The sequence below is a fragment of the Pseudonocardia sp. P-1 genome, assembly GCF_058111925.1.
Map to the genome: position 1 here is coordinate 2436795 of NZ_CM176614.1, position 24983 is coordinate 2461777.

General features: G+C 67.5%; 23 protein-coding genes. 9 read left to right on the plus strand and 14 right to left on the minus strand.

The genetic code is table 11. The features are described 5' to 3' along the window. Nucleotides 1-14: 14 nt before the first annotated feature. The 4 genes from AC0GKK_RS11785 to AC0GKK_RS11800 all read right to left on the minus strand — a co-directional run bounded on the left by AC0GKK_RS11785 (nt 15) and on the right by AC0GKK_RS11800 (nt 1487). The gene (locus AC0GKK_RS11785; protein ID WP_489883813.1) at nt 15-398 is read right to left on the minus strand and encodes a hypothetical protein; all 384 of its coding nucleotides are present in this window, start codon (nt 396-398) and stop codon (nt 15-17) included. Next, nucleotides 395-691, minus strand: coding sequence for a hypothetical protein (locus AC0GKK_RS11790; RefSeq protein ID WP_489883814.1), 297 nt, complete (start codon nt 689-691; stop codon nt 395-397). The genes AC0GKK_RS11785 and AC0GKK_RS11790 overlap by 4 nt, the downstream gene beginning before the upstream one ends. Nucleotides 692-984: 293 nt before the next feature. After that, complete coding sequence (locus tag AC0GKK_RS11795; RefSeq protein WP_489883815.1) at nt 985-1215, minus strand: hypothetical protein; 231 nt, start codon at nt 1213-1215, stop codon at nt 985-987. Continuing rightward, entirely contained in the window at nt 1215-1487 is a 273-nt protein-coding gene (locus AC0GKK_RS11800; protein WP_489883816.1) for a helix-turn-helix domain-containing protein, read from the minus strand. Before AC0GKK_RS11800 ends, AC0GKK_RS11795 begins: the two co-directional genes overlap by 1 nt. A gap of 145 nt (nt 1488-1632) precedes the next feature. Here AC0GKK_RS11800 and AC0GKK_RS11805 point away from each other — a divergent pair, with 145 nt between their 5' ends. After that, nucleotides 1633-2841, plus strand: coding sequence for a helix-turn-helix domain-containing protein (locus AC0GKK_RS11805; RefSeq protein ID WP_489883817.1), 1209 nt, complete (start codon nt 1633-1635; stop codon nt 2839-2841). Nucleotides 2842-3260: 419 nt separating this feature from the next. Further along, nucleotides 3261-3782, plus strand: coding sequence for a hypothetical protein (locus tag AC0GKK_RS11810; RefSeq protein ID WP_489883818.1), 522 nt, complete (start codon nt 3261-3263; stop codon nt 3780-3782). 162 nt (nt 3783-3944) lie between these two features. On the opposite strand, the gene AC0GKK_RS11815 is transcribed toward AC0GKK_RS11810, so the two are convergent. From AC0GKK_RS11815 to AC0GKK_RS11825, 3 genes are all read right to left on the minus strand, one after another. Next, nucleotides 3945-4373, minus strand: a complete 429-nt coding sequence (locus AC0GKK_RS11815; RefSeq protein WP_489883819.1) for a hypothetical protein — start codon at nt 4371-4373, stop codon at nt 3945-3947. A gap of 856 nt (nt 4374-5229) precedes the next feature. Next, nucleotides 5230-5640 (minus strand): hypothetical protein, encoded by a 411-nt coding sequence (locus tag AC0GKK_RS11820; protein WP_489883820.1) that lies wholly within the window; start codon nt 5638-5640, stop codon nt 5230-5232. After that, a complete protein-coding gene (locus tag AC0GKK_RS11825) occupies nt 5637-7244 on the minus strand; it encodes a protein kinase domain-containing protein (protein WP_489883821.1) in 1608 nt (535 codons plus the stop codon). The genes AC0GKK_RS11820 and AC0GKK_RS11825 overlap by 4 nt, the downstream gene beginning before the upstream one ends. 67 nt (nt 7245-7311) lie before the next feature. On the opposite strand from AC0GKK_RS11825, the gene AC0GKK_RS11830 reads away from it, so the two are divergent. The 3 genes from AC0GKK_RS11830 (at nt 7312) to AC0GKK_RS11840 (ending at nt 9156) form a co-directional block, all read left to right on the plus strand. Further along, the gene (locus AC0GKK_RS11830; protein ID WP_489883822.1) at nt 7312-8052 is read left to right on the plus strand and encodes a hypothetical protein; all 741 of its coding nucleotides are present in this window, start codon (nt 7312-7314) and stop codon (nt 8050-8052) included. 87 nt (nt 8053-8139) lie between these two features. Then, complete coding sequence (locus AC0GKK_RS11835; protein ID WP_489883823.1) at nt 8140-8949, plus strand: NlpC/P60 family protein; 810 nt, start codon at nt 8140-8142, stop codon at nt 8947-8949. Nucleotides 8950-8952: 3 nt separating this feature from the next. Then, nucleotides 8953-9156 (plus strand): DUF397 domain-containing protein, encoded by a 204-nt coding sequence (locus AC0GKK_RS11840; protein WP_489883824.1) that lies wholly within the window; start codon nt 8953-8955, stop codon nt 9154-9156. 5 nt (nt 9157-9161) lie between these two features. Here the strand turns inward: AC0GKK_RS11840 and AC0GKK_RS11845 are convergent, their stop codons facing one another. Next, nucleotides 9162-10010, minus strand: coding sequence for a helix-turn-helix domain-containing protein (locus tag AC0GKK_RS11845; protein WP_489883825.1), 849 nt, complete (start codon nt 10008-10010; stop codon nt 9162-9164). Nucleotides 10011-10091: 81 nt separating this feature from the next. On the opposite strand from AC0GKK_RS11845, the gene AC0GKK_RS11850 reads away from it, so the two are divergent. The 4 genes from AC0GKK_RS11850 to AC0GKK_RS11865 all read left to right on the plus strand — a co-directional run bounded on the left by AC0GKK_RS11850 (nt 10092) and on the right by AC0GKK_RS11865 (nt 12461). Then, nucleotides 10092-10532, plus strand: a complete 441-nt coding sequence (locus tag AC0GKK_RS11850; RefSeq protein WP_489883826.1) for a hypothetical protein — start codon at nt 10092-10094, stop codon at nt 10530-10532. Further along, nucleotides 10529-10654 carry a hypothetical protein gene (locus tag AC0GKK_RS11855; protein WP_489883827.1) on the plus strand — a complete coding sequence of 42 codons (126 nt, stop codon included), beginning with the start codon at nt 10529-10531 and terminating at the stop codon, nt 10652-10654. Before AC0GKK_RS11850 ends, AC0GKK_RS11855 begins: the two co-directional genes overlap by 4 nt. 276 nt (nt 10655-10930) lie before the next feature. Continuing rightward, entirely contained in the window at nt 10931-11389 is a 459-nt protein-coding gene (locus tag AC0GKK_RS11860) for an NUDIX domain-containing protein (protein ID WP_489883828.1), read from the plus strand. A 79-nt stretch (nt 11390-11468) separates the two neighbouring features. Beyond that, nucleotides 11469-12461: an IS481 family transposase gene (locus tag AC0GKK_RS11865; RefSeq protein ID WP_489883829.1), complete on the plus strand. Its 993-nt coding sequence runs from the start codon at nt 11469-11471 to the stop codon at nt 12459-12461. Nucleotides 12462-12468: 7 nt separating this feature from the next. Here the strand turns inward: AC0GKK_RS11865 and AC0GKK_RS11870 are convergent, their stop codons facing one another. The 6 genes from AC0GKK_RS11870 to dpdH all read right to left on the minus strand — a co-directional run bounded on the left by AC0GKK_RS11870 (nt 12469) and on the right by dpdH (nt 24982). Continuing rightward, entirely contained in the window at nt 12469-12705 is a 237-nt protein-coding gene (locus AC0GKK_RS11870) for a hypothetical protein (protein ID WP_489883830.1), read from the minus strand. Between the two features lie 1593 nt (nt 12706-14298). Further along, nucleotides 14299-16290, minus strand: a complete 1992-nt coding sequence (dpdD, locus tag AC0GKK_RS11875) for a protein DpdD (RefSeq protein WP_489883831.1) — start codon at nt 16288-16290, stop codon at nt 14299-14301. After that, entirely contained in the window at nt 16287-16814 is a 528-nt protein-coding gene (dpdK, locus tag AC0GKK_RS11880; RefSeq protein WP_489883832.1) for a phospholipase D-like domain-containing protein DpdK, read from the minus strand. Before dpdK ends, dpdD begins: the two co-directional genes overlap by 4 nt. Next, nucleotides 16811-21295, minus strand: a complete 4485-nt coding sequence (dpdJ, locus tag AC0GKK_RS11885) for a protein DpdJ (protein ID WP_489883833.1) — start codon at nt 21293-21295, stop codon at nt 16811-16813. The genes dpdK and dpdJ overlap by 4 nt, the downstream gene beginning before the upstream one ends. Next, on the minus strand, nt 21292-21981 hold the full coding sequence (locus AC0GKK_RS11890; RefSeq protein ID WP_489883834.1) for a hypothetical protein: 690 nt from the start codon (nt 21979-21981) through the stop codon (nt 21292-21294). The genes dpdJ and AC0GKK_RS11890 overlap by 4 nt, the downstream gene beginning before the upstream one ends. Then, nucleotides 21974-24982: a protein DpdH gene (dpdH, locus tag AC0GKK_RS11895; RefSeq protein ID WP_489884014.1), complete on the minus strand. Its 3009-nt coding sequence runs from the start codon at nt 24980-24982 to the stop codon at nt 21974-21976. The genes AC0GKK_RS11890 and dpdH overlap by 8 nt, the downstream gene beginning before the upstream one ends. Nucleotide 24983 lies beyond the last annotated feature (1 nt).

Here is a 24983-nt window from a genome sequence, read left to right on the forward strand (position 1 = left end):
GTGTGTCTGCTGGTTCACGGCTGCCCCCGTTCCGGGGCCCGGACCGGGGCCTCGAACAACCCCGGCGACCCGTCCTCGACCCGGCGCCGCTCGTCCCGGTCGACCGCGGTGTCGCGGCCGGTGCGGGCGCCGGGGATCACCTCGGCCAGGTGCGCGAGCCGGACCGGCAGCGGCCGGTTGTCCAGCAGGCACACCGCGACCTGACGCGACGGGCACTCCTGGCTGCGCAGCACCGGCCACCCGCACCCCGGGCACCGGCCCGCACCCGGCACGTAGTGCTCGACCACCACCTGCAGGCGGTCCGTCCGCCCGGTCGGGCGCAGCAGACGGGCATCCAGGTCCTCGGGCCCGGCGACCCGGTCGGGGACCGTCCACTCCGGCGACGGGCGGGCGGTCACGCCGACCACCCGCGCGCCTCGTCCACGGCCGCGGCGGCGTCGGTGAGCCCGTAGCGCAGCCCGGCCGCCTCGACCGGCTCCGGCACCCGGCCGAACCCGTCCGGGCACAGCACCGAACCGTCCAGGTGCGAGAAGTCCGGGCAGCGGCCGGCGCGGGCGGGCCACCCCGAGGGCGGGGCGTCGACCACCGGGCAGGCGCAGCCCGGGCACACCAGCTCGGCGACGTCGACCAGGTCGACGGGGTCGTCAGCCAGGTCCACAACGGGCGGGCCGGGCAGGAAGATCGCGGTCATGCTGGCCTCCAAGAAGAGTGGGGAGGGTTGGCCGGTCCGGCCTCCCGGTGGCGGCGTCCCGTCCGCCACCGCGCCGTCAGGCGCGCACGGCCTCCGAGGCTCGGACTCAAGGGCCGGCCGAAGGTCGGTCGCGCAGCGACGCGCAGCGCCAGCGGAGCGCCCTTGAATCTGAGTGAGGCCGGGCCAAACTCGGGCCGGACGGCCCTCCGCCCCGCCGCAGGCGGGACCCTCCGGGTTCTCGGCCCGCCCGGCCGTGAGGGCGAGGTCTCCCGCTCCGGGACCGGCGGCCGCGGTCACGACCCCGCCCCGGTGGTCCCGGCGCCGTTCAGCGCGGGCGTCGCCGCCCGGTCGAACGCCGAGACGAGCGTGCTGATCGCGTCCGGTAGCCCGGCCCCGACGGGCGTGGCGATGAACAGCACCAGCGCGACCAGCGAGAAGGCGACCGCACCGATCGCGACCCGCGCCTTCGCGCAGATGAACGCCCCCAGCACTGCACCGAGGATGAGCACACCGACGCTGCCCATCAGGACGCGCTCCCCCGGGTCGCGGGGACCCACGCGGCGACATCGACGACGGCCTGCTGGCTGACGGCGGCGCTCACCATCTCGTCGAGAACCCGTGCCGGGATGATCAGTCGGCCGCGGACTCGGAGCGCGGGGAATTCACCATCGCGAATTGCGCGGTACAGCGTGACGGGCGAGGTTCCAATCAACTTCGCGGCGTCGGGAACGCTGTAGAAGGTCGGGCCGACCGCCGCGGCGGCGTCGACACCCTCCCTGGTAGACGGACTGTTCACTGGGCTTCTCCTCTCGAACTACTGCTCCCTGTCGGGCAGTGGAGATAGCCTGAGTCCTGTTCTGACGTAGAACCCGGAAGGAAATTCCGGGGTACGTCCGGACCAGTCGGGGAGGGTGGTTGCCATGCGCGGAATGACGGCGGCGATGACCATCGGCGAGCGGATTGCCTTCTACCGGCGGCGGCGTGGGCTCTCGCAGCTCGTGCTCGCCGGACTCATCGGTCGGACCGAGGACTGGCTCAGCAAGGTCGAGAACGGGCGGATCGATCTCGATCGGCTGTCGGTCATCCGGCGGATCGCCGAAGCTCTCGACGTCGCGATCGGCGATCTGGTCGGTGAGCCGACCCTCCTGGAGTGGACGGCGGACAGCGGGGTTCAGACCGTCCCCGCGCTCCGCTCCGCCCTTATGGACTACCGGCAGATCACTTCGCTACTCGCGGGCCCGGCAGCTCGGGGCGAGGCAGCCGACCTCGACTCGCTGGAGGCGGACGTCTCGGCGATCTTCGACGCGTACCAGGCGAGCCGCTACGGCTACGTCACCGGCCGGACTCCCCTGGTCCTCAGCGACGCGCTGACCGCTGTACGTAACGCGGAGCAGGCGGACCGTCGGAGGGCGCTCGCTCTGCTGGCGCTCACCTATCAAGTCGCGGTGTCGGTCCTGACGAAGCTGGGAGAGACCGACCTGGCGTGGATCGCGTCCGAGCGCGGTCTGGCTGCAGCACAGGAGTCGGAGAGCCCGGTCGTACTCGGCTCGCTGTTCCGGTCCGTCGCCTACGCCCTGCACTCGACCGGGAGGTTTGCGGCGGGCGTCGACCTCGTGCGGACCGCCGCGGGCGTCCTCGAAACACACCTGAGCAGCCGCACCGACGAGTCCTTCCTCTCGGTCTACGGCACGCTCTTCCTGACCGGGGCTGTCGCTGCGGCGAGGGCCGACGATCGGGCCTCGGCTAACGCCTTCCTCCGAGAAGCTGAGGACAGCGCTCACCGGATCGGGCGCGACACCAACGCGATGTGGACGGCGTTCGGACCAACGAACGTCGCGCTCCATCGCATGACTACAGCGCTGGAGCTCGGCGACGTCCAGGTAGCGGTCGACCTCGCCCCCACCATCGATGTCGCCGGCCTCCCGGCGGAGCGCCAGGCACGCCACGCCATCGAGACGGCCCGGGCCTACGCCGCCCGGAACCGGCGAGACGACGCGCTTGCCGTCCTGCTCCAGGCAGAACGGATAGCGCCCGAGCAGATCCGGCACCACGCCCTCAGCCGTCAGCTCGTCCTAAGCTGGGTCAAGGCGGCCCGGCCGCACCGGAATCCCGCGCTCGACGAGCTGGCCAGGCGTCTACGTCTCGCGTGAAGGCTGGGAAATTTCGACAAAGCGGAACGCGCGCAGAGCGCACGAGCCCGAACTTATCTAGTAACGCTAGTAACGAAGACCGAGCTGGCCGCGACTACCAGCAAGTGAACGCAACCACAAAGGCTACCGGACCCAGCGCACTGAAGCACGGGGAGTCAACCGGAGCCGACGAGAGTTCCGTGCTCGCCAGGAGAGCACGTCCTCTTCGACTTTCGTACCGTCTCAGTGTCGGTGTCGCACTCTCCCTCTTAATGGTCGCATGCAGCTCCAGCACAAACTCACCGCTCAACAACCCGCCTCAGACAGCAATTACCGACCCCTCAACGAAAGGCGCAAACGATACTCCCTCGAGCACTACGCCAGCTAACTTATTCAAGGAATCCGTAGACCTCGTCGACATGTCCGGATACTCCGTGAACGTGAGCTACGCGATCAGGTCCCTACCGTCAAACGTCACGATAGAAACGGCAGACTCTCCACCACAAATGGCACAACTTGAGGCCGATAAGGGATCGGCCCAGATTGAAGTCAGAAATACAACCCCGGGTCGCAACCTATCCCTGTTCGGATCTTTTCGAGTCGACGCCTTCTATGAATCCTCTAGGCCAGTCTGCACCTCCAAGGTGTCCAGTCTGGTAATCGAGTTTGAAAACCCGAAGGGTGCCTATTGTCACTACACTATTGAGTCAACCTCTCCCTACGACCACAGCTATAGCGTTGGCGAGATGCATTCGACAGAAAGTCAGAGTGATCGCCTTACGAGTCAGGTTGAAGAAAGCCAGGCAAAAGCTATTGAGAACGACCTCCTCGAAGGGCCTGACACGTACGGCATCATCACCGACTTCGCCGTGAAGGATGGGACCCTCACCTGCGACGATCCCGACTCACTGAGTCAAGTCTGGATTGCAAAGGTCGCGCATGTAGCGGCGCCTCGATGTTGAGCGGCCCAGCCTCAGAGGCGAGTCGAAGAGACCTTCAAGGTTACAGGGTTTCGGGATCTCACATTTCGCAATCTTGTCGAATACCCGATGGGCTCGTCCTGACTCCTACACGGGCCGTTCTGCCCAGTTTGTCATCCAAGGTACGACCGAATCAAGTAGAGACTACCTCCCATAGTTATACTCATAGTTCAGGGCGATCTGTCGCTTAGACGCGCCATTCGGTAGACGCCTCTTTCCGACCCACCGCTCACTCCACGCCGTTCCCGCATGGATATCGCGGATCCTGTCCATCTCGTGAAAGTCGTAGAGACGACCAGTCGGATGTCGGACCGAGTCCCGCGTGGTGTCGTAGAAGTGCCATCGGTCCGGGTTCGGCACTTTGGTCTCGAACACGTACTCGGTGCCGTCCGGACGGAGGTAGACCTCCTGTTGCCAATCACCCTCGCGCGGGGAGATCCCGGTAGGTGAGGTGTAGACCAGCCACCCGAAGAGCACCTCGCGGCGCCAGCCTCCGAAGGGCCCGTATCGGCCCAGTTCCTCGACGCGGACCCCGGTCGATGCGAACAATGAGGCGACGTCGCTGCTGTGCATCTCGTCGGGCGCACGACCTGCCTCCGGTGGAACTCCTCCCTGGAGCCAACGACCGAGTTCCGCCCCCTGCAGCACAGGCCGAGCCCGAAGGACTGCCAACCGCTCCTCTTCCTGCTGGCGTTCCTGCGCGCGTCGCTCGGCGATCGCCCGCCGGTTCTCATCGAGGAGAGCTCGCCTACCACACTCGCCGCATCGCCATTTCTCAACGTACAACCCGCCATGCAAACCACACAGGGTGCGGAAGCAGTCCTGACAGGGAGCAACACCGGGCAAGCCGCAACGACAGGTAGCAGTCTGCCCCGGACTGGTGTCAGCCAGGCCGACCACTATCCGCGTTCCGCAGACTCCGTACTCCGGGACAGAGGTCATCGCATAGGCATTCGGAGGTCCGAGCGGGAGATTGAAATCAGGCTCCAGCGTGTGGCCGGTCACTCGCCGAGTCTCACACACGTAGAAACTGTCGGACACCTTCGTGATATTCGTCCCGGGGCACCCCTCGGTAGGGCACGCTACGTTGGACACAGCTGACACCTCACACGCCTACAGTTCGGACGGATCTCGTTTGACTCAAATGCGGTTACAATCCTCATGCTGGATGTCGCCGTCCGCCCTTAGGGACGTTCCCGTCAGCAGAGTTGCGTCACATAGACACCAGTTGCATGAGTCAGCGCGCGGACTCATGGATCTGGTGTCAGATGACACGCTGCACGACTGGCACCCGAAAGAATCTCCTACAGTTGAGCGCATATTTTGGGCGATGCCATCGACCTAGGCCGGCAGCAGCAGACAGAAATCACCTCATCATGCTCCGGCGAAAGTTCGACACCGAGCGACCCGGCTGGAATGGCGACCATCATCACTGATTCAGTCCGAACTGATGCAGGTCCATTCTCTTCAGTAGCGACCAGGTAAATGCCTTACCGCTCTCATCGACCCCTTCACCAAAGAAGCTGCCATTCGGGGTCACATCCGCACTGACTCGAGTTTCGACGCAGCCTGTGAAGCATAGAGTCAGGGTCGTTCCTTCAACTTTCCATTCACCGCGCCCGTTGGAATTCAGCGGTATTCCACTGCCCGACGGTGTACCGACGAACGTCCCGTCCTCATAGAAGACCAGATCGGACTGGGACTTGTTGCTGACGTTGTACGTCCACGATCCGTCCAGCAAACTCGATCGGACGATCTGCTCGTTCGAGCTACACGAGCTGGAAGCCAAGAGCACAAGTACGGTGGCGATAACCCCCAAGTAGCGGGCGACCGGCTTCACGGTGCTACCTCCGGGTCGGCAAAGGAGACCTTCGCCTTGTCCACTTTGCAGCCGTCGGTCAGGACTGACGGGTCGTTCATCTGCAGACGGAGCCGCAGGACGCCGCTGACAGGAACTTCAACGGGGATTGCCTGGCCGAGCGACAGGTCTCCGGTCGAGATGGGCTTTCCATCCGCGAGGATCGTGTACGCAGCGCGGGACGCCGCTGGCGAGCCGTCCTCGAGTCCAACGACCGCGGTGAACGTTGAGTAGGAGCGACCTAGGTCGTAGTCGACCCAGTAGTCGCCACCGTCGCTGTTGCTGCACTTTGCTGAGAGGCTCATGGCTCGTCCGTATTGGACGCCGCTCACCCGGGCCGATCCTGAGACGTTGAAGCCTGCGGAGGCATTCCCGTGTTCGACGACGTCGACGTCCGTCAGATAAATCGCTTCGCGTGCTCGCCCGTCGGTCCCGGTCGGGGCGGGATCGGTGATCGCGGGGGGCGTCGTCCCGGATCCGGCCGTTCCGCCGGCGGCGGCGGAACCGGGTGTGGGCGACGCTCCTCCAGGCGAGCCGATCAGAAGCGCCAGTCCGATGACGGCGACGGTCAGGAGCGCGACAACGGAGCCCGCGAAGACGGCGAACCGGTTCTTCTTCCGACGCGATGGTGGCTGCGGAGGCTGAGGTCCGTCCATGGGATCGGTGACCGTCGGCCGCTCCGGAATCTGCGGCGACGGCCCGGAAGGAGCATTGGTGACCTGGGAGAGGGACTCCGACGCCGAGTCGAGCCAGATCCGCAGTCCGGTTGGCCGCGCGGCGGGGGGAGCCTCCAGCGCGGTCAGGACGTGCTTGACCAGTAGCGGACGCCTCATGGTCGCCGGGCTGCGCCGCAGATTCTCGGCCAACGCTGCCAGGTCGAGCCATCCGTCCGGCCCGGTCGGCACCGGCGTCCCGGTCAGGATCTGGGCGGTGGTGACGGCGAACGCGTAGCGGTCCGATTCCGGTGTCGCGGCGGGGAGACCCTGGCGCAGTTCGGGAGCCGCGTAGGGGGCGCTGAACCCGGCGACTCCAGTGCCGTCGCTCAGCCGGGCGAGACCCATGTCGACCAGCACTGTTCCGCCATCGGCGGATCGGACCACGATGTTGGCAGGTTTCACATCACCGTGGGCTACCGGGACGTTCGTCGCGGAACCGGAGTGCATGACGTCGAGTGCAGAGGCGACGGTGCGGAGCATGCCGAGTCTGGTGGCGGCGGTCGCGTCGGGGTTCTCGTCGCACCACTCCCTTAACGTCATGCCGGCGACGTGGTCCATGACTACGTAGTTGGCCCGACTCGCGGGATCAGCTCCGCCGCCACGGTGCAGGGCCGGGCCGCTGAACACCTCGACGACCCGGACCAGGCCGGGGTGGTGCAGCGAGCGCAGGAGCCGCCCGAACCCGTCGAGCTCGCGCTCGTCCCCGGGGCGGGCGGGAAGGATCTTCACCGCGACCCGGCTGCGTCCTTCCTGGGAGAGCTGGAGGACCGCGTCCCATACCTCGCCCTCGCCGCCCCCGCCAAGCAGGGAGACGAGACGGTAGCGATCGGGGTCGGCCGGCGGCCCGACCCAGAAGTCAGCGGAGGACAACGAGACTCCTCGAACGGCAGGCCCGCGGGCGGCGGGCAGGATGTGGATGAAGCGGAAGGGGTCCGGGGTGCAGCGGGACGAGCGGTGGGTGCTGGTTCACGAACACGGCGGCGGCCGTGTGCATGGACCGGTGGGGATGCCGGTTCAGGTCGGGGCAGAGGTGATCGTCGGGCGTGAGGGGGACCTGTCGCTCGGGATCGAGGTGGAGGACCGCGGAATCTCCCGACGGGCCGTGGTCGTCACCGCCGAGCCGGACGGCTGGTCGGTGGACGTACGCAACACGAACCGCGCGGTGCTCTACGCATGGGGTCAGCGGCCGGTGATGATCTCGGGGGTGCACCGCCTCTCCTGGCCTCGGATCGCGATCCACGTCCTGAACGGGAAGCCGCACGGTCGTGCGGATCCCCGCGTCCATTGGCTTCTCCTCGACGCGGACGCGATCTCCGTTACGCGAAACGGAGCCGAGTCGAAGCCGCTGTCGAGCCAGACGTTCCAGCCCGAGGACCCCTACCCATTGACCCCGGAGCAGGAAGAGACCGTCCGCGAGCTGTTCGCCGAACATCTGACATGGCCGCCCCGCATCGACCCCCGACCGGCGAAGATCTCGACCGTCGCGAGACGGCTGACCGTCTCGGAGGCGGCAGTGAAGGACCGGATCAAGAGGGTGCAGGCCAAGGCACAGCAACTGGGGCTGCACCGACACTGCGGAACGACCGATCCGGAGTACCTCCACACAATCGTGCGGGCCGGTCTCCTCGCTCCGCCGCGCGGGCGCACCACCGTCGAAGTGAAGCGCCGATCGGACTGAGCGCCCCTGCCGCGCAGCAGTCACCCGGACGACCCCTGCTGCACAGCAGGGTCGCGGCAAGGGGGTATTCAGCGATCTCCTTGCGGCATGACGAACACAACCGCATCCACCCCTGTTCCGATCCGTCGACGGGCGGTCGAGCTCCTCGTCGCCGCGCTGGCGGCCACCGCGGCGTCCGGGCTCGCTGCCGCGGCCCCGGCTGAGGCGGCCACGGGGTACTCGATCGGAGGGACCGGCGGTGACGGCGTCGCGCTCCGCTCCGCTCCGGCTGCGAACGCACGGATCTCGCCGCTGATCGTCCTGCGGGACGGCACCCCGATCTCGATCGTCTGCCAGGCCTGGTCCGGCGACGCCGTCGGGCCGCGGGCGAACCACGTGTTCAACCGGATCTCCTACCCCGGCCGCGCCGAGGCGTGGGTGCCCGACGCCTACGTGGCGGGCACTGCACCGGCCAACCAGTTCACTCCGGGTCTTCCGCGCTGCGGATCCGCCCCGGCCGGCAGCCCGACGGCGAGCCCCGCCGCGGAGCGGGCGATCAACTGGATGCGGGCCCGGCTGGGGAGTCGCGCACTGGACGGGCAGTGCCTCGCCGCCGTTTACCAGGCGTACCTGGCCGGTGGTCGCGACATCACCGCGGGGCTGCCCTGGGCCGCCTCGCACGGCTCGGCGTACAGCTACTGGACGGTCGCGCGGAACAAGCACGTCGGGGACCGCAACGCCCCACGAGGAGCGCTGGTGTTCTTCCGTTCCGGAGGCGGCGGGGCACCCGGACACGTCGCGATCAGCCTCGGTGGCGGCCAGATGATCACCACCTACGACGGCCGCACCCCGGGCATCCACATCATGCCGATCAGCGGCTACGACCCGAGCCGCTACCTCGGCTGGGCCGGGGTCTGAGCGATGGATCGACACCACTCGTGGCGCCGCAGCAGCTTCAGCCAGGGCTCCGACCAGACCTGTGTGGAAGTCGACTTCGAGCAAGATCGGATCCTGGTCCGTGACTCGAAGGACCCGGACGGTCCAGTTCTGCGCTTCAGCCCGATGGAGTGGGACGTCTTCCTGCTCGGTGTCGGGAACGGCGAGTTCGACCTCTCCACCTTCTGAGCACGTCACCACCCCTGTCTCCGCCAGGTGGAGAGGTAGGACCGGGACGCCGCCGCGTCGAGCGCGATAGCGGCGGCGTCCCGCAACGCCTCCTCGTAGCTGCGGGTCTCGTCCGGGTCGTCCATGAAGGCGTTCCGGGTGAGCTGCTCCCCGAAGACGACGGGCGTAACGCCGGGGTCGTCGAATCCGAACACCGTGAAGCTCACCCCGGCGGCCGCGTGGATCCCGCCCGAGAACGGCACCACTCTGATGTCCACAGTAGATTCGTCAGCGAATTCGAGGAGATGGTCGATCTGCTTGCCCATCACTTCCGGACCACCCACCGGACGGTGCAGAACGGCCTCGTCCAGAACCACATGCAGTGTCGGCGGGGACTCGCGGCGGAGGATCCGCTGCCGACGCAGCCGCAACTCCAACCGACGCTCGACGATCTCGCCTGGGACGCCACGCACCGACCCCAGGAGCGCCGAGGCGTACTCCCGGGTCTGCAGGAGTCCCGGCACCAGCGACGTCGAGTGCTGGGCAATCCGGTCCGCACCGTCCTCCAGCCCGTAGAACATGGCCGAGTCCGGAGGCACGACATCGGAGAAGTCCTGCCACCAGCCGCGGCTCCGCGCCGCCCGGACGAGTTCGACGAAGTGTTCACGCTCGGGACCGGGCAGATCCAACACGTCCGAAATCGCCTGGAGATCCGGGAGCCGCACCCCGACCGCGCCGGTCTCCATCCGACTGATCTTGGCCGGCGAACACTCGAGCGCACGGGCCATGTCCTCGATCGTCAGCCCTGCGCTCTGACGCCGCCGGCGTAATACCGAAGCCAACCGTCGTCTGCCCACCACGGCGTTGCTCGCCACAACGACCTCCTTGATCCCGTGCCCTGAGCACACCATACTGAGATGCAATTTGCATCGTGCACACTGCAGAAGCGAGGAAACATGAGTGTCCAGACCCGCGCCCAGCTACGTCTCACCGCGTCGACGGCCCTGAACCCCGACGACACCTTGAAGCACGTCAAGATCGCCGCAGGTCGCGTTCGAGGGGGCGGAGCCAGCCTTCTCACCACGGGCATCCAGAACGCCGGAGCCCAGGTCCACGTCGAACGTGAGACCTCCGGCCACCTCGCACTGTCGATCACGAGCGGCAAGCGACTCGTGGAGCTGTGCACCTTCGACGCGCGCGCCACCACGGACGGGTCTCGGACGACCGTGACCGTCGGCGGCCTCGAGACCTACAAGACGACCCAGTCCACGGTCCTCGGATTCATCCCGGTCGGGCCGAAGATGATCGCCGGCTACGCACCGTACAAGCGCCTGCTCGACGAGATCGCCACCGAGCTCCGCGCGGCCGATCCAACGGTTCAGGTGACGATCGGATGAGCACCTTCATCGGCACCGTCATCGGCGTGCTGGTGATCGGTGGCGCCCTCGCCGCGCCCCTGTCAGTGCTCCTGACCCGCCGCTACCCCCGACGACAAGAGAGGGACGACGACGGCCGGTGACATCCGGAGAGGAGTCACTCCCTGCGGGCGACGGCCGCCGATTCCGCAGGTCGATGCTGCACCACAGGCATGCCTACAAGCCGTGACGAGCACCGACCCGGCCCCCGAGGCGGCCGCCGCTACGCGCAAGCCAGTCCACAACAGTGGCCGCGCTACGAGTGCCGTGGTGATAATGCGTCCCTCTCAGGCACGAGCCTTGGAACGCCCCAGGATCCGCCGAGTCGCCGGATAGCGTGGAGCCGCAGCGTGTACGAAGCGGCGTCGTAGGCTTGAAGAGTGCCTGACCCCAGCGAATCCTTCGCGACCCCCCGCGTAGCCGCAGGTGCGCTGTTCCTCGACGAGGTCGGCCGCATACTTCTCGTACACCCCACCTATAAGGACACATGGGATATTCCGGGCGGGTACGTAGAGCGCGGCGAGTCGCCGGCCGCCGCGTGCCGCCGTGAGATCGCCGAGGAACTCGGTCTGGACCGGAACCCTGCCGCGCTGCTGTCGGTCGACTGGGCACCGAGCGATAAGGAAGGCGACAAGCTCCTGTTCGTCTTCGACTGCGGCCAGCTCGGCGACGACGCCGAGCGCATCCGGCTCGCCGACAACGAACTCGACCGCTGGGAGTGGGTCGCTCTCGAGGACCTGGAGTCGTACGTGATCCCCCGTCTAGCGCGGCGTATCCGGACCACGGCGTCGAGCGATGTCCGGTATCTGGAGCATGGAGAGGCGCTGACTGCGCGCTAACCAACGGTTCAGCACAGGGGAGGACCCCCGGTTGTGAAGTGGAGCTGTCTAGGAACCGCTTCACCAACCGGAGGCCCTCGTGACCCACGCTAACGCTGCGCTGACTCCGCGTGCCCGGCTACGGCTGGCCCGTCTGATCGTCGACCAGGACTGGACCTGCTCCACCGCGGCCAGAATGTTCATGGTCGCCCCTCGCACCGCCCGAAAGTGGGCTGACCGCTACCGCGCCGAGGGCCCGCCCGGGATGGTCGACCGCAGCTCCCGACCGCGGTCGATGCCGGCCAAGACCCCGCCCAGGCTGGTGAAGCAGATCGTGCGACTGCGGTGGCGCCACCGACTCGGACCAGTACAGATCGGCGGCCGACTCGCTCTCGCCGCCTCGACCGTGCACGCGGTCCTGCGCCGCTGCCGGATCAACCGGCTCTCCCACATCGACCGGGTCACCGGCGAGCCCCTGCGCCGCTACGAACACCCACATCCCGGCTCGTTGATTCACGTCGACGTCACCAAGTTCGGCAACATCCCCGACGGAGGCGGACACCGCTTCGTCGGACGCCGACAAGGCGCTCTGAATAAGCGGTCCACTCCCGGACTGCCCAAGGGAACCGACTACAAGCCGCGCACCGGCAGAGCGTTCGTCCACACCGTCATCGACGACCACTCCCGCGTCGCCTACGCCGAGATCCACAGCGATCAGAAAGCCGACACCGCCACCGGTGTGCTCCGCCGAGCCGTGGACTGGTTGAACGCCCGCGGCGTGACCGTGGAACGGGTCCTGTCCGACAACGGCAGCTGCTACCGCTCACACGCCTGGCGTGACACCTGCACCGAACTGGGCATCACCCACAAGCGAACCCGGCCCTACCGGCCTCAGACCAACGGCAAGATCGAACGTTTCCACCGCACCCTCGCCGACGGGTGGGCATACGCCCGCTTCCACCCCTGCGAAACGGCTCGGCGAGACGCGCTCCCCGGCTGGCTGCACTTCTACAATCACCACCGGCCCCACAGCGCAACCAACGGCCTACCGCCGATCAGCCGCCTGACCAACCTGCCTGGACATCACACCTAGGGCGTGGTCAGCCGGTTCGGCCAGCAGATTCTTGTAGTTCGATCTCGGCCTCTGTGTCGCGCGCGAGGTTCGCAGCGTGGTGGTGGGCGCGGATGATCGTAAAGTCCATCCTGGCGTCCCAGTTCACGACCCCCGCGGCGGCGCTGGTCAGCAGGGCAGCGAGAACCCGGTCCTGGGTCCCGTCGCCGGAGTACCGGCGGTGCCGCTTCCACAACCTCTGTCGCGGGCCGAACTCGCCGGGCACGTCACGCCAGGGCAGCCCGCATCGGTAACCGTAGATGATTCCTTCGACCACTCGGCGGTCGCCGAGGGCAACAACGGAGCGATCAGCGCCCACTGGGCGCCGGTCAGCAGCGCAGTCCGCGGCACCGATCAAGCATCACGCAGAAACCCGCCGAGCTTCGAGAGACACGCCCTAGCCTAGATCGGTCTCAGAAGAAGGGCGGTCCCATCGTCACCATAGGCCTCGACCGCGTCGTCAGCGCCGTGGGGGGATCGCGGTATTGCGGCAGCCCTACTCTGCGCTCTGCCGATATCCGCGGAATCTCCGAAGGACAAGGCATCATCGACGAAATCGAGCACACCGAGGACGGCCTCCAATCGCCCCCCTGGCAGCGTGACCGTATTTGATACACCCCGGATCATCGTTCCGTCTGGACGAGGGAACTCCTCCCGCGGGCGCCGAAGTTCCTCACCTCTCGAGCGAGCCGACAACGATCCCCACCGCCGCACACCATCGTCATTTCCGGACAAGTCTGCGATTTAAGCCCACGATGCAGACATTACCACTGCGGCGAGCGACTCCAAATCGTCGCTCGAACGATCAGACCAAGCTTCATCCACGGATTCGAAAGCTCGAACCTCAACATCAATCCGTTCCCGATCCAACGGCGGCTCCTCCAGCCCCCAGCCGGGAATTGCTAACCCGAAATCGCCTGCCACTCTATACGTTACGTCTCGTGAGCCTGGATCGCGAGCGATCGCGTTATACTTTATTCCGCCGTCTGCAAAGACTGAGCTTACAGCGAGGCCCGGCAGTTCCTCTGCATTTACCAGAAGACCCGCAAGCTGGTCGACGCCGCGTCCAAGCTGCCTGAGCGAGAGGCCCGGATTGCGAGTTCCCTTACATTCGAGTAGGCCAATTCTTACACTTGAATCGCTCGACTGACGAATGAGCAGGTAGTCCGGGCGCCGACTGCTCTGGGCCGAAAGCCGGAATCTAGGGTCACCGCCGCCAAGGAGAAGATCTACATCCATCGGCGTGACCGCCAGTTCCCCATAGAAACTCTCCGGCGCGAGCCATGAGCCAGCAAGTAGAACGGATAAGCCGATACCTAATTCTTCACTCATGACTCGTCGCTGATTGCCAGAGACGCGACTTCCGGCATCAGACAGGCCTAGAGCGGCAGGCCGCACGCCTTCGAGAGCTTGGAATACGCCGAGGTAGCGGAGCAGCCCCCACTGAGCATGAACATCGTGCACGTCGGCGTCGTATAGAGGTCGCGTCGCTATCGCAAGGGCAAGCAAGACATCAGCACCCCTGACCTCACCCCCACCAGCGAGTCGCGGAACCGGAACGAGGCGATGGGATGACGATGCAAGGGGGCGCACCTGCTCCGCAAGCTGCTGATCGCTCCGTCCGGGAAGACGCAGGGGGGTATGGACCGTCCGGAGCGCAGTTTCAAGATCCACAAGATTCGTCCTGCTCAGCTTCAGGCGCCGTCAATGGCGCCGGGGTAACGGGGGCTCAATCACACCAGGATCGTGTCGCTGATCAACGGCTGCGCAACTGCTGCAGCGCCGTTGGGCGCGGCGGGCACCAACTCTTGCGCTCCGTTCAGGTGACCGCCTGCCGGATGCCCTCGATCGCTGCTCGCAAGAGCGAAGCGGAACCACTGCCGTCCGCGTACGCGATACGCGCCGTGCGACTCGCATTCTCGGTAATGAAGCCAGTAGCGGCGTGCGTCGCACAGCGCGTAGCCAGTACTACGACGTCCGCACCGCGCGCCTTATGCCGCAGCGACTCGGTACCGACCTTGTCGTGCGAGCTCACCACCTTTACCGCGCTGGCCCGCTTGCCCAGTTGATTGGCCACCCGCGCCAAGACGGCCTCATCAAGGGAGTAGAGCAGCACCGATAGTCGTGGAACTCCGGCGAGGTCGAACCCGTCGTCTTCCTGGGAGGGAGTAAGCCACTCGAGCGCGACACCTAATTCGTTGCAGAGCCTTTCGGCAAGTGAGGCGTCTTCAGGAGCGAGCCGGCGCTGGTTGCGGTGAAGGGGCTCCAGCAGGGCTCTTGCAGTCTCGACCCTAGCGTCCTCGTCCGGGCTGGCGGCAATGACAAGTCGATCAGCGAAGTCGAGAACGATGTCAGCAGTTTGCACGCTGGCCCATTGCGCCGCCGACGCCCGCACGCCGTCGAGTAACTCGACGTAGTCCGACCGACTGGGGGCCGACCGAAAGACGATCTCAGTAAGGGCATAGAGGGACAGAAGGTCGCCTCGGCTCAGGTGGTCGAAGGTAAGCGCTGCGCCAATCAGGTCCATCGCTGTGCCGGGCGCCACCCCGCGGTCGCCGAGCGCATCGACGAACACGCCGACGACCTGCCAGATTTCCGCCCACTGCCAGTCCGTTAACGAGCCCAACAACTGGCGCACGCGCGCGTCTTCACGGGCGAGCGGGGGCCACGCGATCCAACTCTCGTCGCGGATCACCGCCGAGACCCGCTCGTCGTGCTCGACCACGGCGGTGACGAAGTCGGTCCAACCGGCCAACGGCCGTTTGTCAGGCGCCCTCTCCTTCTCGTTATCGGCATCGGTATGCGGCGCTGACTCGGCCTTCGCGCCGACAACCTGCACCGCATGCTCCCAGAGCACGTCGGCTGGCTCCGGGACTGGCCAGGATTCGCGCAGTGCGAGAGCCTCGGTCAACGCTGCTCGGTCGGCCCGCCCGATTGCTGCTACCAAGAGGACCGTTGGCGCCGGTCCGTTGTAGTCGCGAATCGCGTCATGCACTGGCAATCGCAGGGCCGGTTCTAGATCACGCAGGCGTTCGACGGCCGCTGCGACGTCCCCATCAGCCAGCGCCGGCGCCACCACCACCTGGTATACGGCGCTCAGCACCGCCTCGCGGATCCGGACCGGCGGGTCCTGCAGCAGTACCCCCGGCAGTTCGGGGAGCGCGAGGAGTTCAGCGCCCCGCCCTAGCCGATTGAGGCGCTTAATGCGAAGGTGAGCCAGGTTGCTCGCATTCAAACCGCCCCTGACGACAATCTCGGAGAGGACCGCCTCCGAGGTCGCCTCGCCCCCGCTGACGAGCGCCGCGTCGAACTCGCCGAGCAGTCGCCCCAAGGACTTGTCGACATGTCGGAGCCGGGTCGGTCGCAGCGACAATGTCGACTGCATGCGCTGCAGGGCGCTTCGGAGGTTTCGCCGGTGCTGAGCGTTGCTCCCCGCGCTGAGGACGTAGGTGTCGACGTCCGGGCCGTAGTGCTCGAGAAGCGCGGCCTCGACCGGATCGTCCGGGTCCAGCCCGGCCGGGACCAGGTCGACGGTCCTGCAGTACGTCGGACCTGCGAACGCATTGATCAGCTCCGGTACGTGCGGAGCCATCAGTGGGTCGTCCGCGATCACGTACATCGTGGCTTCCTGAGTGCTAGCGACGAACCGCGGCAACACGACCGGTGTGATCTTGTTGTGGACCGCGAACTGCTTGAAGACCTCGGTCACACCCGGGTACTGGTCGGCGTCGTTCCCCGGGCCGAAGAACACCCGCAGGAAGTCCTCGACTGCCGGCCGGCCGGACGACTCGACGCTCGAGACGTCGCTCATCGATCGGCACCGCCCCACCGGGCTGCGAAGTCCAGCCGCGCCTGGGCAACTTCGGCGTCGTCGACGACGTAACGGACATACTCTTCATTAACACCGATCCCGCTGACGGTGAAGTTCATGGAACCGCCCAGCATCCAGTCCCGTCCGCAGACCGTCTTCTCGTGCTCGACCGGGTCGAAGACGACCGAGATGGCGCTACTCGCGGCCGCGGCGGCCTGCAGGTGGTCAACGAAAAGGCGGTTGTGAGGGGTCGGGCGGGTCACGACGCGCACCGGGCTCCCGGCTCGGGCGATGCGCGCGAGGACGTCAGCCAGCCGGTACCGAGCGATGCCCTCGTCACCGAGCAGGTCGTCGAAGGCGCCCTGGGTGTTGTCGAGCACCTCGACGTTGCTGATCCAGGCCGATACGACCCAGACTACGGGTCCGGGAGCGACCACCTCGGACAGCAGCGCGTCAGCCAGGATCGTGTCCGCGCTCAACTGCAGCCTCGGTCCGGTCCGGACCGTCCGTTCCAGGGCACTCACCCTCCGACTCCACGCAACTCCACCCGCATGTGAAAGTCCGCGCCGTGTCGCACCACCTGGGTGACGGTGCCATACACACGCAGGACGTCCGCGTCGACCGCGAGCGCCGGGATCCGAGCCATGGCGCGCCCGAGCGCGCTGCGGTCGCCCGCCGCGCAGGACAACCACAGCGCTCCGGATCGCGGAAGTTCGACGCGGTAGCGGGCCTGCCAATCGGGCCAGCCAAGGTGAATCACTGGCAGGTCCTCCTCGAAGGCAGCAGCGAGCAGCAGCCGGTCGTGCACGGACGGGCGGTCGTGCGGGACGTAGGGCTGATAGTTGGCCAGGTGCTGGTTGCGGACCTGCGAACCCCGAGGCCACAGCAGGCTGAAGATCTGGTCGGCGTCGAGCGCCGGGCCGGACGCTCCGACCGACAGGCGCCCGGAGCCCACCGCGTACGCCAGCACCCGCGCGTCGACCTCCACGCCCAGTCGCTGTTCGAGCGCGGACCAGGCACCGAGCAGGGCAGCTGCGGCGCGGTCGGTCTGCCGGGTGCTGCCGGGGCGCAGCATGCGGACAGACAGCGCGGCCATCGAAGCCCTGCTAACCGGGCCGTCGAGATCGGACCAAGCTGCAAGCAGGTCGTGCAACGCTCGGTCAGTGTCCTGCGCGGAACCCGCCGCACGGATGTCGGCAATCGCCGACGCCGCTCGGCCGTTCGGTTCGGCGGTGACATGCTCGACCAGTCGCGTCAGCGCGACGTCGGTCCGCTCGAAGTCATTCGGCCGCAGCGCCCCCAGGACCAGCGACGAGAACCTGGCGGGGTCCTCCGCGTAGGACTCGGCCAGGTGCTCGACAACGCCGACGCCGCCAACGGCCGTCTCGGTCAGCCAGATCGTCGCCTCCTCGTCCTCGGCGGATCCGGGGACGACGTCGACGACCAGATCCTGCTCGCTGGCGTTCCGGCACACCCGGAACACGGCGTCGAGCACCGCAGCGGCGAAGGTGTCTACGTACGCCCGGCGCGCCAGCCCCCAGGTACGTTCGACGACGTCGTCGGCGAAGAGCAATTCACCGGCCCGGTTCAGCGCCTCCACCACAGCCCGGTTGTGGCTCAGTTCGGTCAGGCCGGCGAGCAGTCGGTCGGTAGCGGCCGGCTGGCCGTTGGTCGGCTCGTCGCTCCGGTACAGCACCGCGAGCACCTCGGGCAGGCGGTTCCGCCAGGAGCCGTCCCGCAGTCCGTTCCACAATTCCTCCGGACCGGCCGCCGAGTCGGTGCCAGCCAGGGCGAACGTGGTGAGGTAAATCAGCGCCAGCCAGGTCCGCTGGAAGTGGTTGGTGTCCTCGGCCAGTTGCGGGTCCTCGGTGACCGCCCGGTGGAAGGCGAGAGCACGCCATTGCGGTGAGCGCAGGTGCTCGCGCACTCGGGGGTCGGCCGGGTCGAGGTGCGCGATGCGCAGGCGCAGGCCGTCGACGTCAAGTTCGAACCCCATCGCGGCCGGTGCGCCCTCGTGGGTGTACGAGATGGTGTGCCGCTCCCCACCCGCAGTTGTAGTGACCTCGGACCGGGCGCTGGGCGTCATCCGGCGCATCAGCACAGGGTTACCCGCGGCGTGGGTAGCGAAGCCGACCGACCGGACGCAGCCGCTCAGCGGGGACGACGTCGGCGCTTGGGCGTCGACCAGGCCGTGTGCGGACAGCACGACCTGGGAAGCCCAGCGCGGGTAGCCCTGTGAGCTGTTCTTGACGTCCGGAGGCGGTGCGCTCAGCGTGATCCTGGTCGGGCGCAGAACGCAATAGCTCTCGTCGCCCTCCCCCCAAGGCCGCCACTGCCCGGCGACTGGCGCGTCCGGGGCGATTGTCTGCACCTCGATCGCGTGCTCGCCGGCTCCCGGAAGCGGCAGCCAGGTGCGGTGATCGTCGCGCTGGTAGCCGTAGCGCAGGCTCACCCGGCCGGGCACGGCTTCGCGTAGCGCCTTGCCGATAGGCAGGTGCTCGTCCTGGTCCGTCTCGAACGGCAGGTCCAGCACCACCTCGGGCAGGTTCAGCGGCTCGAACAGCGTGCTGGTCACGAACTCGGGGAGGAACCGCCCAGCGACAGCTCCAGGGTCCGCCCGCAGCGGTCGCCACTCGCTCTTCAGCCGACGCAAGACGGTCGGCACGACCGCCAGCAGGAGCGAGCGCGGCTGCTCCCACAACAGCGCCTGAACCGCCGCGTCGTCAAGTTGTAGGGCGGCCTTGAGGTGCCGCGCCAAATCGTCTTGACGCGCGGCGTCGGTGAGCAGTTCTTCAAGACGTCCGGCCACCCACTCCCACTGTTGGACGGCGTGCTGGTCCCGCCGCAGGGACGATCCCGGCGCCTGCAAGAGCTTGCGCAGGTCCGATCGCGGGAACCGCTGGTGGAAGTAGCGCGCGATCCAGTCGAAGAGCGACTGTGTGGCCTGGATCTTCAGCACATGGCGGTTCGTGACCGGCAGGGCGCGAGCCGCAATCTCGGGGGCGAAGAGCGTGTCATAGGCCTGGTAGCTGAGCCGGTCCCGGCCATACTCGGAAAGCACGACGACAGTAATTGGTCGGGTGCCCCGCCTGCGGCCCGCCCGACCGCGGCGCTGGACAAAAGCGGCCGTGTCGTGCGGTGCCTTGTGCTGCAGAACCAGGCCGACCCGCGCGTCGTTGAAGCCGACCTCCAGCGCCGCGGTCGCGACGATGAGCGCTGCGCGAGCGTCGACCCCGGTGTCCTGCGACGTCGTCCGCCCGACCGGCAACGCCCTGGTGGAGCCCGGGTCGCGGCCGAGGACGTGCCCAATCCGCTCCACCAGGTCCCAGGACTGGCCGTCGGCGTAGCGAGCGGACCGCTGCGGGAGGTCCGACGCCCGCAACCCCGCCAGCACCGGCTTGCGGCCCGAGGCCCCCCACCGGTTCTGCCCGCCCTCGGCGTCCCGCAGGTCGTTGTAGAAGCGGTTGGACACGTCCAGGTCGTCGGTGAAAAGGAAGCCGGTCGACCCGAAGGGCGAGCGCCGACGGTCGTCGGGTTCGAGGACGCGGCCGAACAGCATGGCGGTCTGGATGGACGTGGACAGCACGCTAGCTCCAGAGACTGGGTCGCTGCGAAGCGCGATCGCGTACTCGCGCCCCTCAGACTCCATGTCGGCGAGCCGCGGTTCGACGTGCACGACGTTGTCGAACGGCAGCCCGACCAACTCGGCGAAGAAGGCTCCCGCGTCGCGGAGGGTGGCACTCAGGCCGACGAACGACATCGGCGCGGCGACGGCGTGGCGCCACCGGCGCAGCACCAGCCCGGTCTGGGCACCGTGCGTACCCGAATAGGTGTGGACCTCGTCCAGCAGCACCAGTTCGGGGCCGCGCCCCGTCCAGCCGAGCAACTTGCCCAGGCGCGGGTCCGTACTCGACCGGTTGAGCATCTCGGTCGTCGTGAATAGCAGGTCCGGGGGGTCCTTCAGCAGCGAGTCACGGGTGAGCGCCAGCCGGCCGTTCGGGACACGGTGCCTGCACGACGTGCAGGTAAGCGTCTCGTCCGCCCCCGCGTCGCGGTCGGCCCACTTGAGCTTGCCTTGCTCGCAGGAGGGACAGGCCAAGTACGGACAGATCACCCCGTCGCGCTGGAACTCCCAGTTGCGGTACCAGGTCTTCGCGTTTTGGTGCAGGCTCTCCCGGGACTGGGGGGTATCGCCGTAGAGGACCCCAATGCGCGGTGGACGCCGTCCCGTCGAGGCCGCGTCCCGATCCAGGGCCGCCACGTTCTGGACGGCATCGCGCAGCTGGTCGCGCAGTAGTTCGGTCCTCGGGTACAGCGCGACTGTGTGCACCCGGCCGCTCGGGCGCTGGGTCGCGTGCTGCCGGATCGCGGTGAACGCCGGCAGATAAAAGGCCATCGTCTTGCCGCTGCCGGTACCCGCACCGACGACAACACCCTGGTTCCGGCCCGAACTCAGCCCGGTAAGCACGGCAGCGGTCGCGTCGACCTGGAAGCGGGCGAGGCGCAACTCGCCCACCAACTCCGTCACCGTCGCCTTGGCGACAGCGTCCCACCCCGGCACCTGCTCGAGTTCGGCGAGCGCTACGTCGAGGGGGATTTCCCGCTTCGGGTACCGGCGTTCGGCAACGTGCAGGCGGTAGTCGGCCACGAGCGACCGGTAGCGCCGCCACCACGGCGAGCCGTCAAGGTCGGCGCCCCGGCTAGGGAACACCTGGCGCAGGTGGGTCAGCAGCCGCAGGGCCTCCGCCATACGAGTGCGGTAGTGCAGCGGAGCGCTGTCCGGGACTGGGAAGATCAGTCCCGCGTCGATCAGCCCCTGCACGACGTGGGACGCCGGAAGGGCGGGTGCGTCCGAGCACGTGGCGAGCGCGGTCTCGACCGCCTCCAGCACCTCCTCCTCGGCGAGCGAGCCGGTGGTGACGCCCCATGACAGCAGCGGAAGTTCGATGTCCTCCAGCGCGTTGAGCAGGTGCGCAACGAACGGGCCGCCGGGATCGAGGGTCACTGCGGCTTCCTCCTGACCTCGACCTCGTTGTCCATGCCGTGCTCGCGCAACAGCGCGATGTCCGCGTCGGACAGATCCCGCAATGTCGTGGTCCGCGAGTCCAACCGGCTCAGCAAATCCAGCAACTCGTCTGACGCATCCGCTGCGGCGTCTAACTCCTCGAGCAATGCGGCGTGCTTGGCGCTGAAATCCTCGATGTCGGTGGCCGTCGGCTTCGGCCGGCCGCGTAGCCGGTCGAGTTCGTTGATCAGTCGCCGTGCAGTCGCCTGGTGCTCGCGATCGAGTCCGGCCACTCGATTCGTGGGGATCTGCGCGTGCGCATCCGTCGTCCACTCGTGCCAGGCTCGTTGGATGCGGTCAGCCACCCGCTCTGCCGTGGCAGCCACCTTCCGCCTGGCGGTGGAGACGACGCGGTCCTTCGGCAGCCCGACGGCCGCGTGCCGCTGCAGCTCCGCCAGACCGTCGTGCACGTCGTCGAGGTCGACCTCGACGCCAGCGCGCGCAGTTAACGCGCGCCCGACGCGAACGTGCGCGGCCAGATCCCCCAGTGCCGCCTCCAGCTCCCCGACGCGCTGGGCGGTACTGCGGGCCGCCTGCTCCTCGCTGGCGCTGGCGTCCAGCCGGCGCACTTCAGCCTGCATGCGCAGTGCTCTCTCGAATACCGAGCCATCGACGAGCTCAGTCATGATCGACTCCGATCTCTGACCAAGTCTGCAGCACCACCTGCACGGCCTTCAGCGCGGTGTCCCCCTCGGTCGAGGTGCGACTCGTCGCCTCGGGCAACTTCGCCGACAGCCAGTGGTCCGCAGCGACCAGGAACTTCGCAATGACGCCGAGGAAGGGACCGCGATCCTTCGCAGCGACCTGAAGCCCTACAACGGCTCGCCGGTCCGGATCAGCGTCGGCGTAGCGGCCCAGGTCGGCGCCCAGGTTCGAGACGGCCCGCCAGTCCGCGTCACCCGCCTTCGCGATCAAATCGCGCAGCTGCGCCTCCTCCTCGCGGCTGGCCGGAGCTAGTCCCACCCGGGGCGCCTCGTCCAGTGCGGTCTGCACTGCCTTGACCGTATTTGCTCCGCTGTCCTGCTCGGGCAGCAACTCGCGGATGCGCTCATACCGCGACGCCAAATCAGCCACCTGCGCGGCGGTCCACGCGTCGAGATTGCCGAACCCGATGACGCCCTGTACCCAGGAGGGTGTCGCCTGAGGCTGCCATCGCCACTCCGCCGTAGCCCGCTGCAGCAGCGGCAGCGCCCGCGCGGCATCGATCATGCGCGTCTCGCCGGTGCCCTGGGCCACTCCCAGGCTCGTGCGTAGGACCTTCACCAGCTCGGGGCGGGCGAGCAGGTGGCGGGCCAGCGCGTCGTTCCACTGGGCGGTGCGGACGTCGGAGTCCGTGCGCGTCCACTCCTGCCCATCATCGAAGACGACCGCGAGCAACTGCGCGCGGTTCATCCCAGGCCACGCCCGGCCCGCGAGCACGCCCCCCAGCAGCGCGGCGCGCATGCCAGTCACAAGGTGGTCGTCGGTGATGTCGCCGGACCTCGCTACGGCTGCAGTGAAGTCCGCCGCCCTGGACTCGGCGACGGAGGCCAATCTGCGCTGGTCAACCGCTCGCAGCCGGCCACCGGCCTCCGCCTGCAGGAGGCCCTTGAAGAACTGACCATGGACCGCGGTGCGGCCGAACTGCAGCGGAGCCGCCGCCCCGCCCTTCTGCCCGTACGCCTTCTCGATCCACACTGTGCGGCCGTCCTTCGGCCAGGCCTTGTTGGCGGCCGTCTTCGTCCATTCGCGCATGGGCGGGTCCAGCCACGGGAACCTCCGCTGCACCGCCTCAGCGATAATCCTGCGCAGGGTGCTGGCCACCGCTTGGTCGAGGTCATCGCCCCGGCCGGCCCACCTCTCGACGGCGTCGAGCCTCGACTGGACCCTCGCCGGCAGTTCACCGGACTGACGGCTCGCGCCGCTGTCCCGAGGACGGCTCGGCTCGGGATCCGCCGGACGCGGTCGTGGGGGGACCCCCGTCGGGGCGGCGACTGGTTGCGCGCGGAAGGTCCGCAGGACGTCGTTCAGGGTGCTGTCCACGGCGTCCGGCGAGTCGCCCCAGAACTCCACGACAAACTTCTGCCGGTCGGTGTCGGCGTCGTCGACCACCTCCAGCAGGCTCGACACCTCAGTGCTGAGCGCGGTGTCCTGCGACGCTCTTGGAAACCGTCGGCGCGCTTCGGCGTCCGGAAAGGTCCCGTCCTCCAGCGACTGCGCGTGGTCGACAAGGGTCGGCCGGATGATCTTCCCGAGGACCGTGCGCGGCACGAACGAGCCAGCCTTGTCCGCGGTCGAGTGCACCATCCGCAGCAGAGCGGACTTATTGAACGGGTACAGCCCGTACCCTTCGGTGGAACGTCCGAACTGCTCGTGGCACTGGGCCTGGAACGAGCACGCGTCGCACTGGTTCTTCCGCAGCCGCTCGGCGTCGGGCTCGACTCCGTCGTCCCCGACGCGAGCCACGTTCAGGTATCGACCGGCGAAGGAGGCGATCTGCTCGGCCTCGTCCTCGCGGTCGCTGAAGGTGACGTCCAGGCGAAACACGTGGCCCCCGCTGGCCGCCCCGACCCGAGTCAGCGCGGTCTCGGGCAGCAGGTCGGTGAAGTACCCGGTGGTGACCGCCATGAGCGTCCTGATTTTGGCCAATCGCTGCTCGCCGTGGCGGACGGCGGGCTCGGTCAGCGCGTCCAGCAGTTCGCCCTGAACCCCCTGGATCAGGGCGAAGTCCTCGATGAGGAGCAGGATTTCCCGCCCCTGCGCGGCGTAGACCTCACGCACCCGCAGGAACGCGTCGGTGAGCCGCCCCGCGGCGAGGTTTGCCGCTGAGCGCAGCGCTGCTTCGAGGTGGTCGTTGAGCAGGCCGATGGCTGCGGCCTTCAACCCCGGCTTGGTGTTAATGATCCCGACCAGCCGCTTGGACGCGTCCGCGGCCTTCTGCACGTCCTTGACGTCAAAAGGAAGGTCCTCAACTGAGAATCCGGGTGGCCGCTCGGAGAACTCGCCCGCGCTATCGCGAAGCAACTGATCGGCGAGTTGCATGATAAACCCGCCGGGCTTGAGGAGGTAGCCCTGGAACAGCGGGTCCTGCAGGACGAGCGCCAACCCGTTCGGCCCGACCAGCCCGCGTTCCGCGGCCGGCAGGCCAACCGGTCGGGTGCCGGCCAGTGACTCGTTGAGCGAGTTGACGATCCGCCGGGCTAGCGCCGCGGAGTCGACCTGGGCGCCGAACGAGGACACCTCGCGCTTAAGGCTGTCGAGCGACTCGTCGTCGACGTCGGCGAGCAGTGCGGTGATGACCGCCTTGAGGCTCGTCTGCGTCTTCTCGAGGTAGATCACCTTCTGCTCGGGGTTGGGATCGAGGTGCTCGTAGACCCAACGCACCAGGTGCGACTTGCCCGAACCAGACTCGCCGACCAGCGGCATCATCAACGCGCCGCTGTCGGCTTTACGGCCGGTGAACTCCCCCAGCACCGTGCGCTCGTCAACGATGTCGCCCGCGTCCACCAGGCCACGCTGGACCAGCCGCGAGCGACTGATTCGCAGGGGCGTGTGCGTGGCGAGAAACAGCGGTGAGGAGGGGATCACCGCTTCGGTACTGATCCGGGAGACTGCAGCGCCCGGCGTCCAGCACAGGTAGCCTGCCATC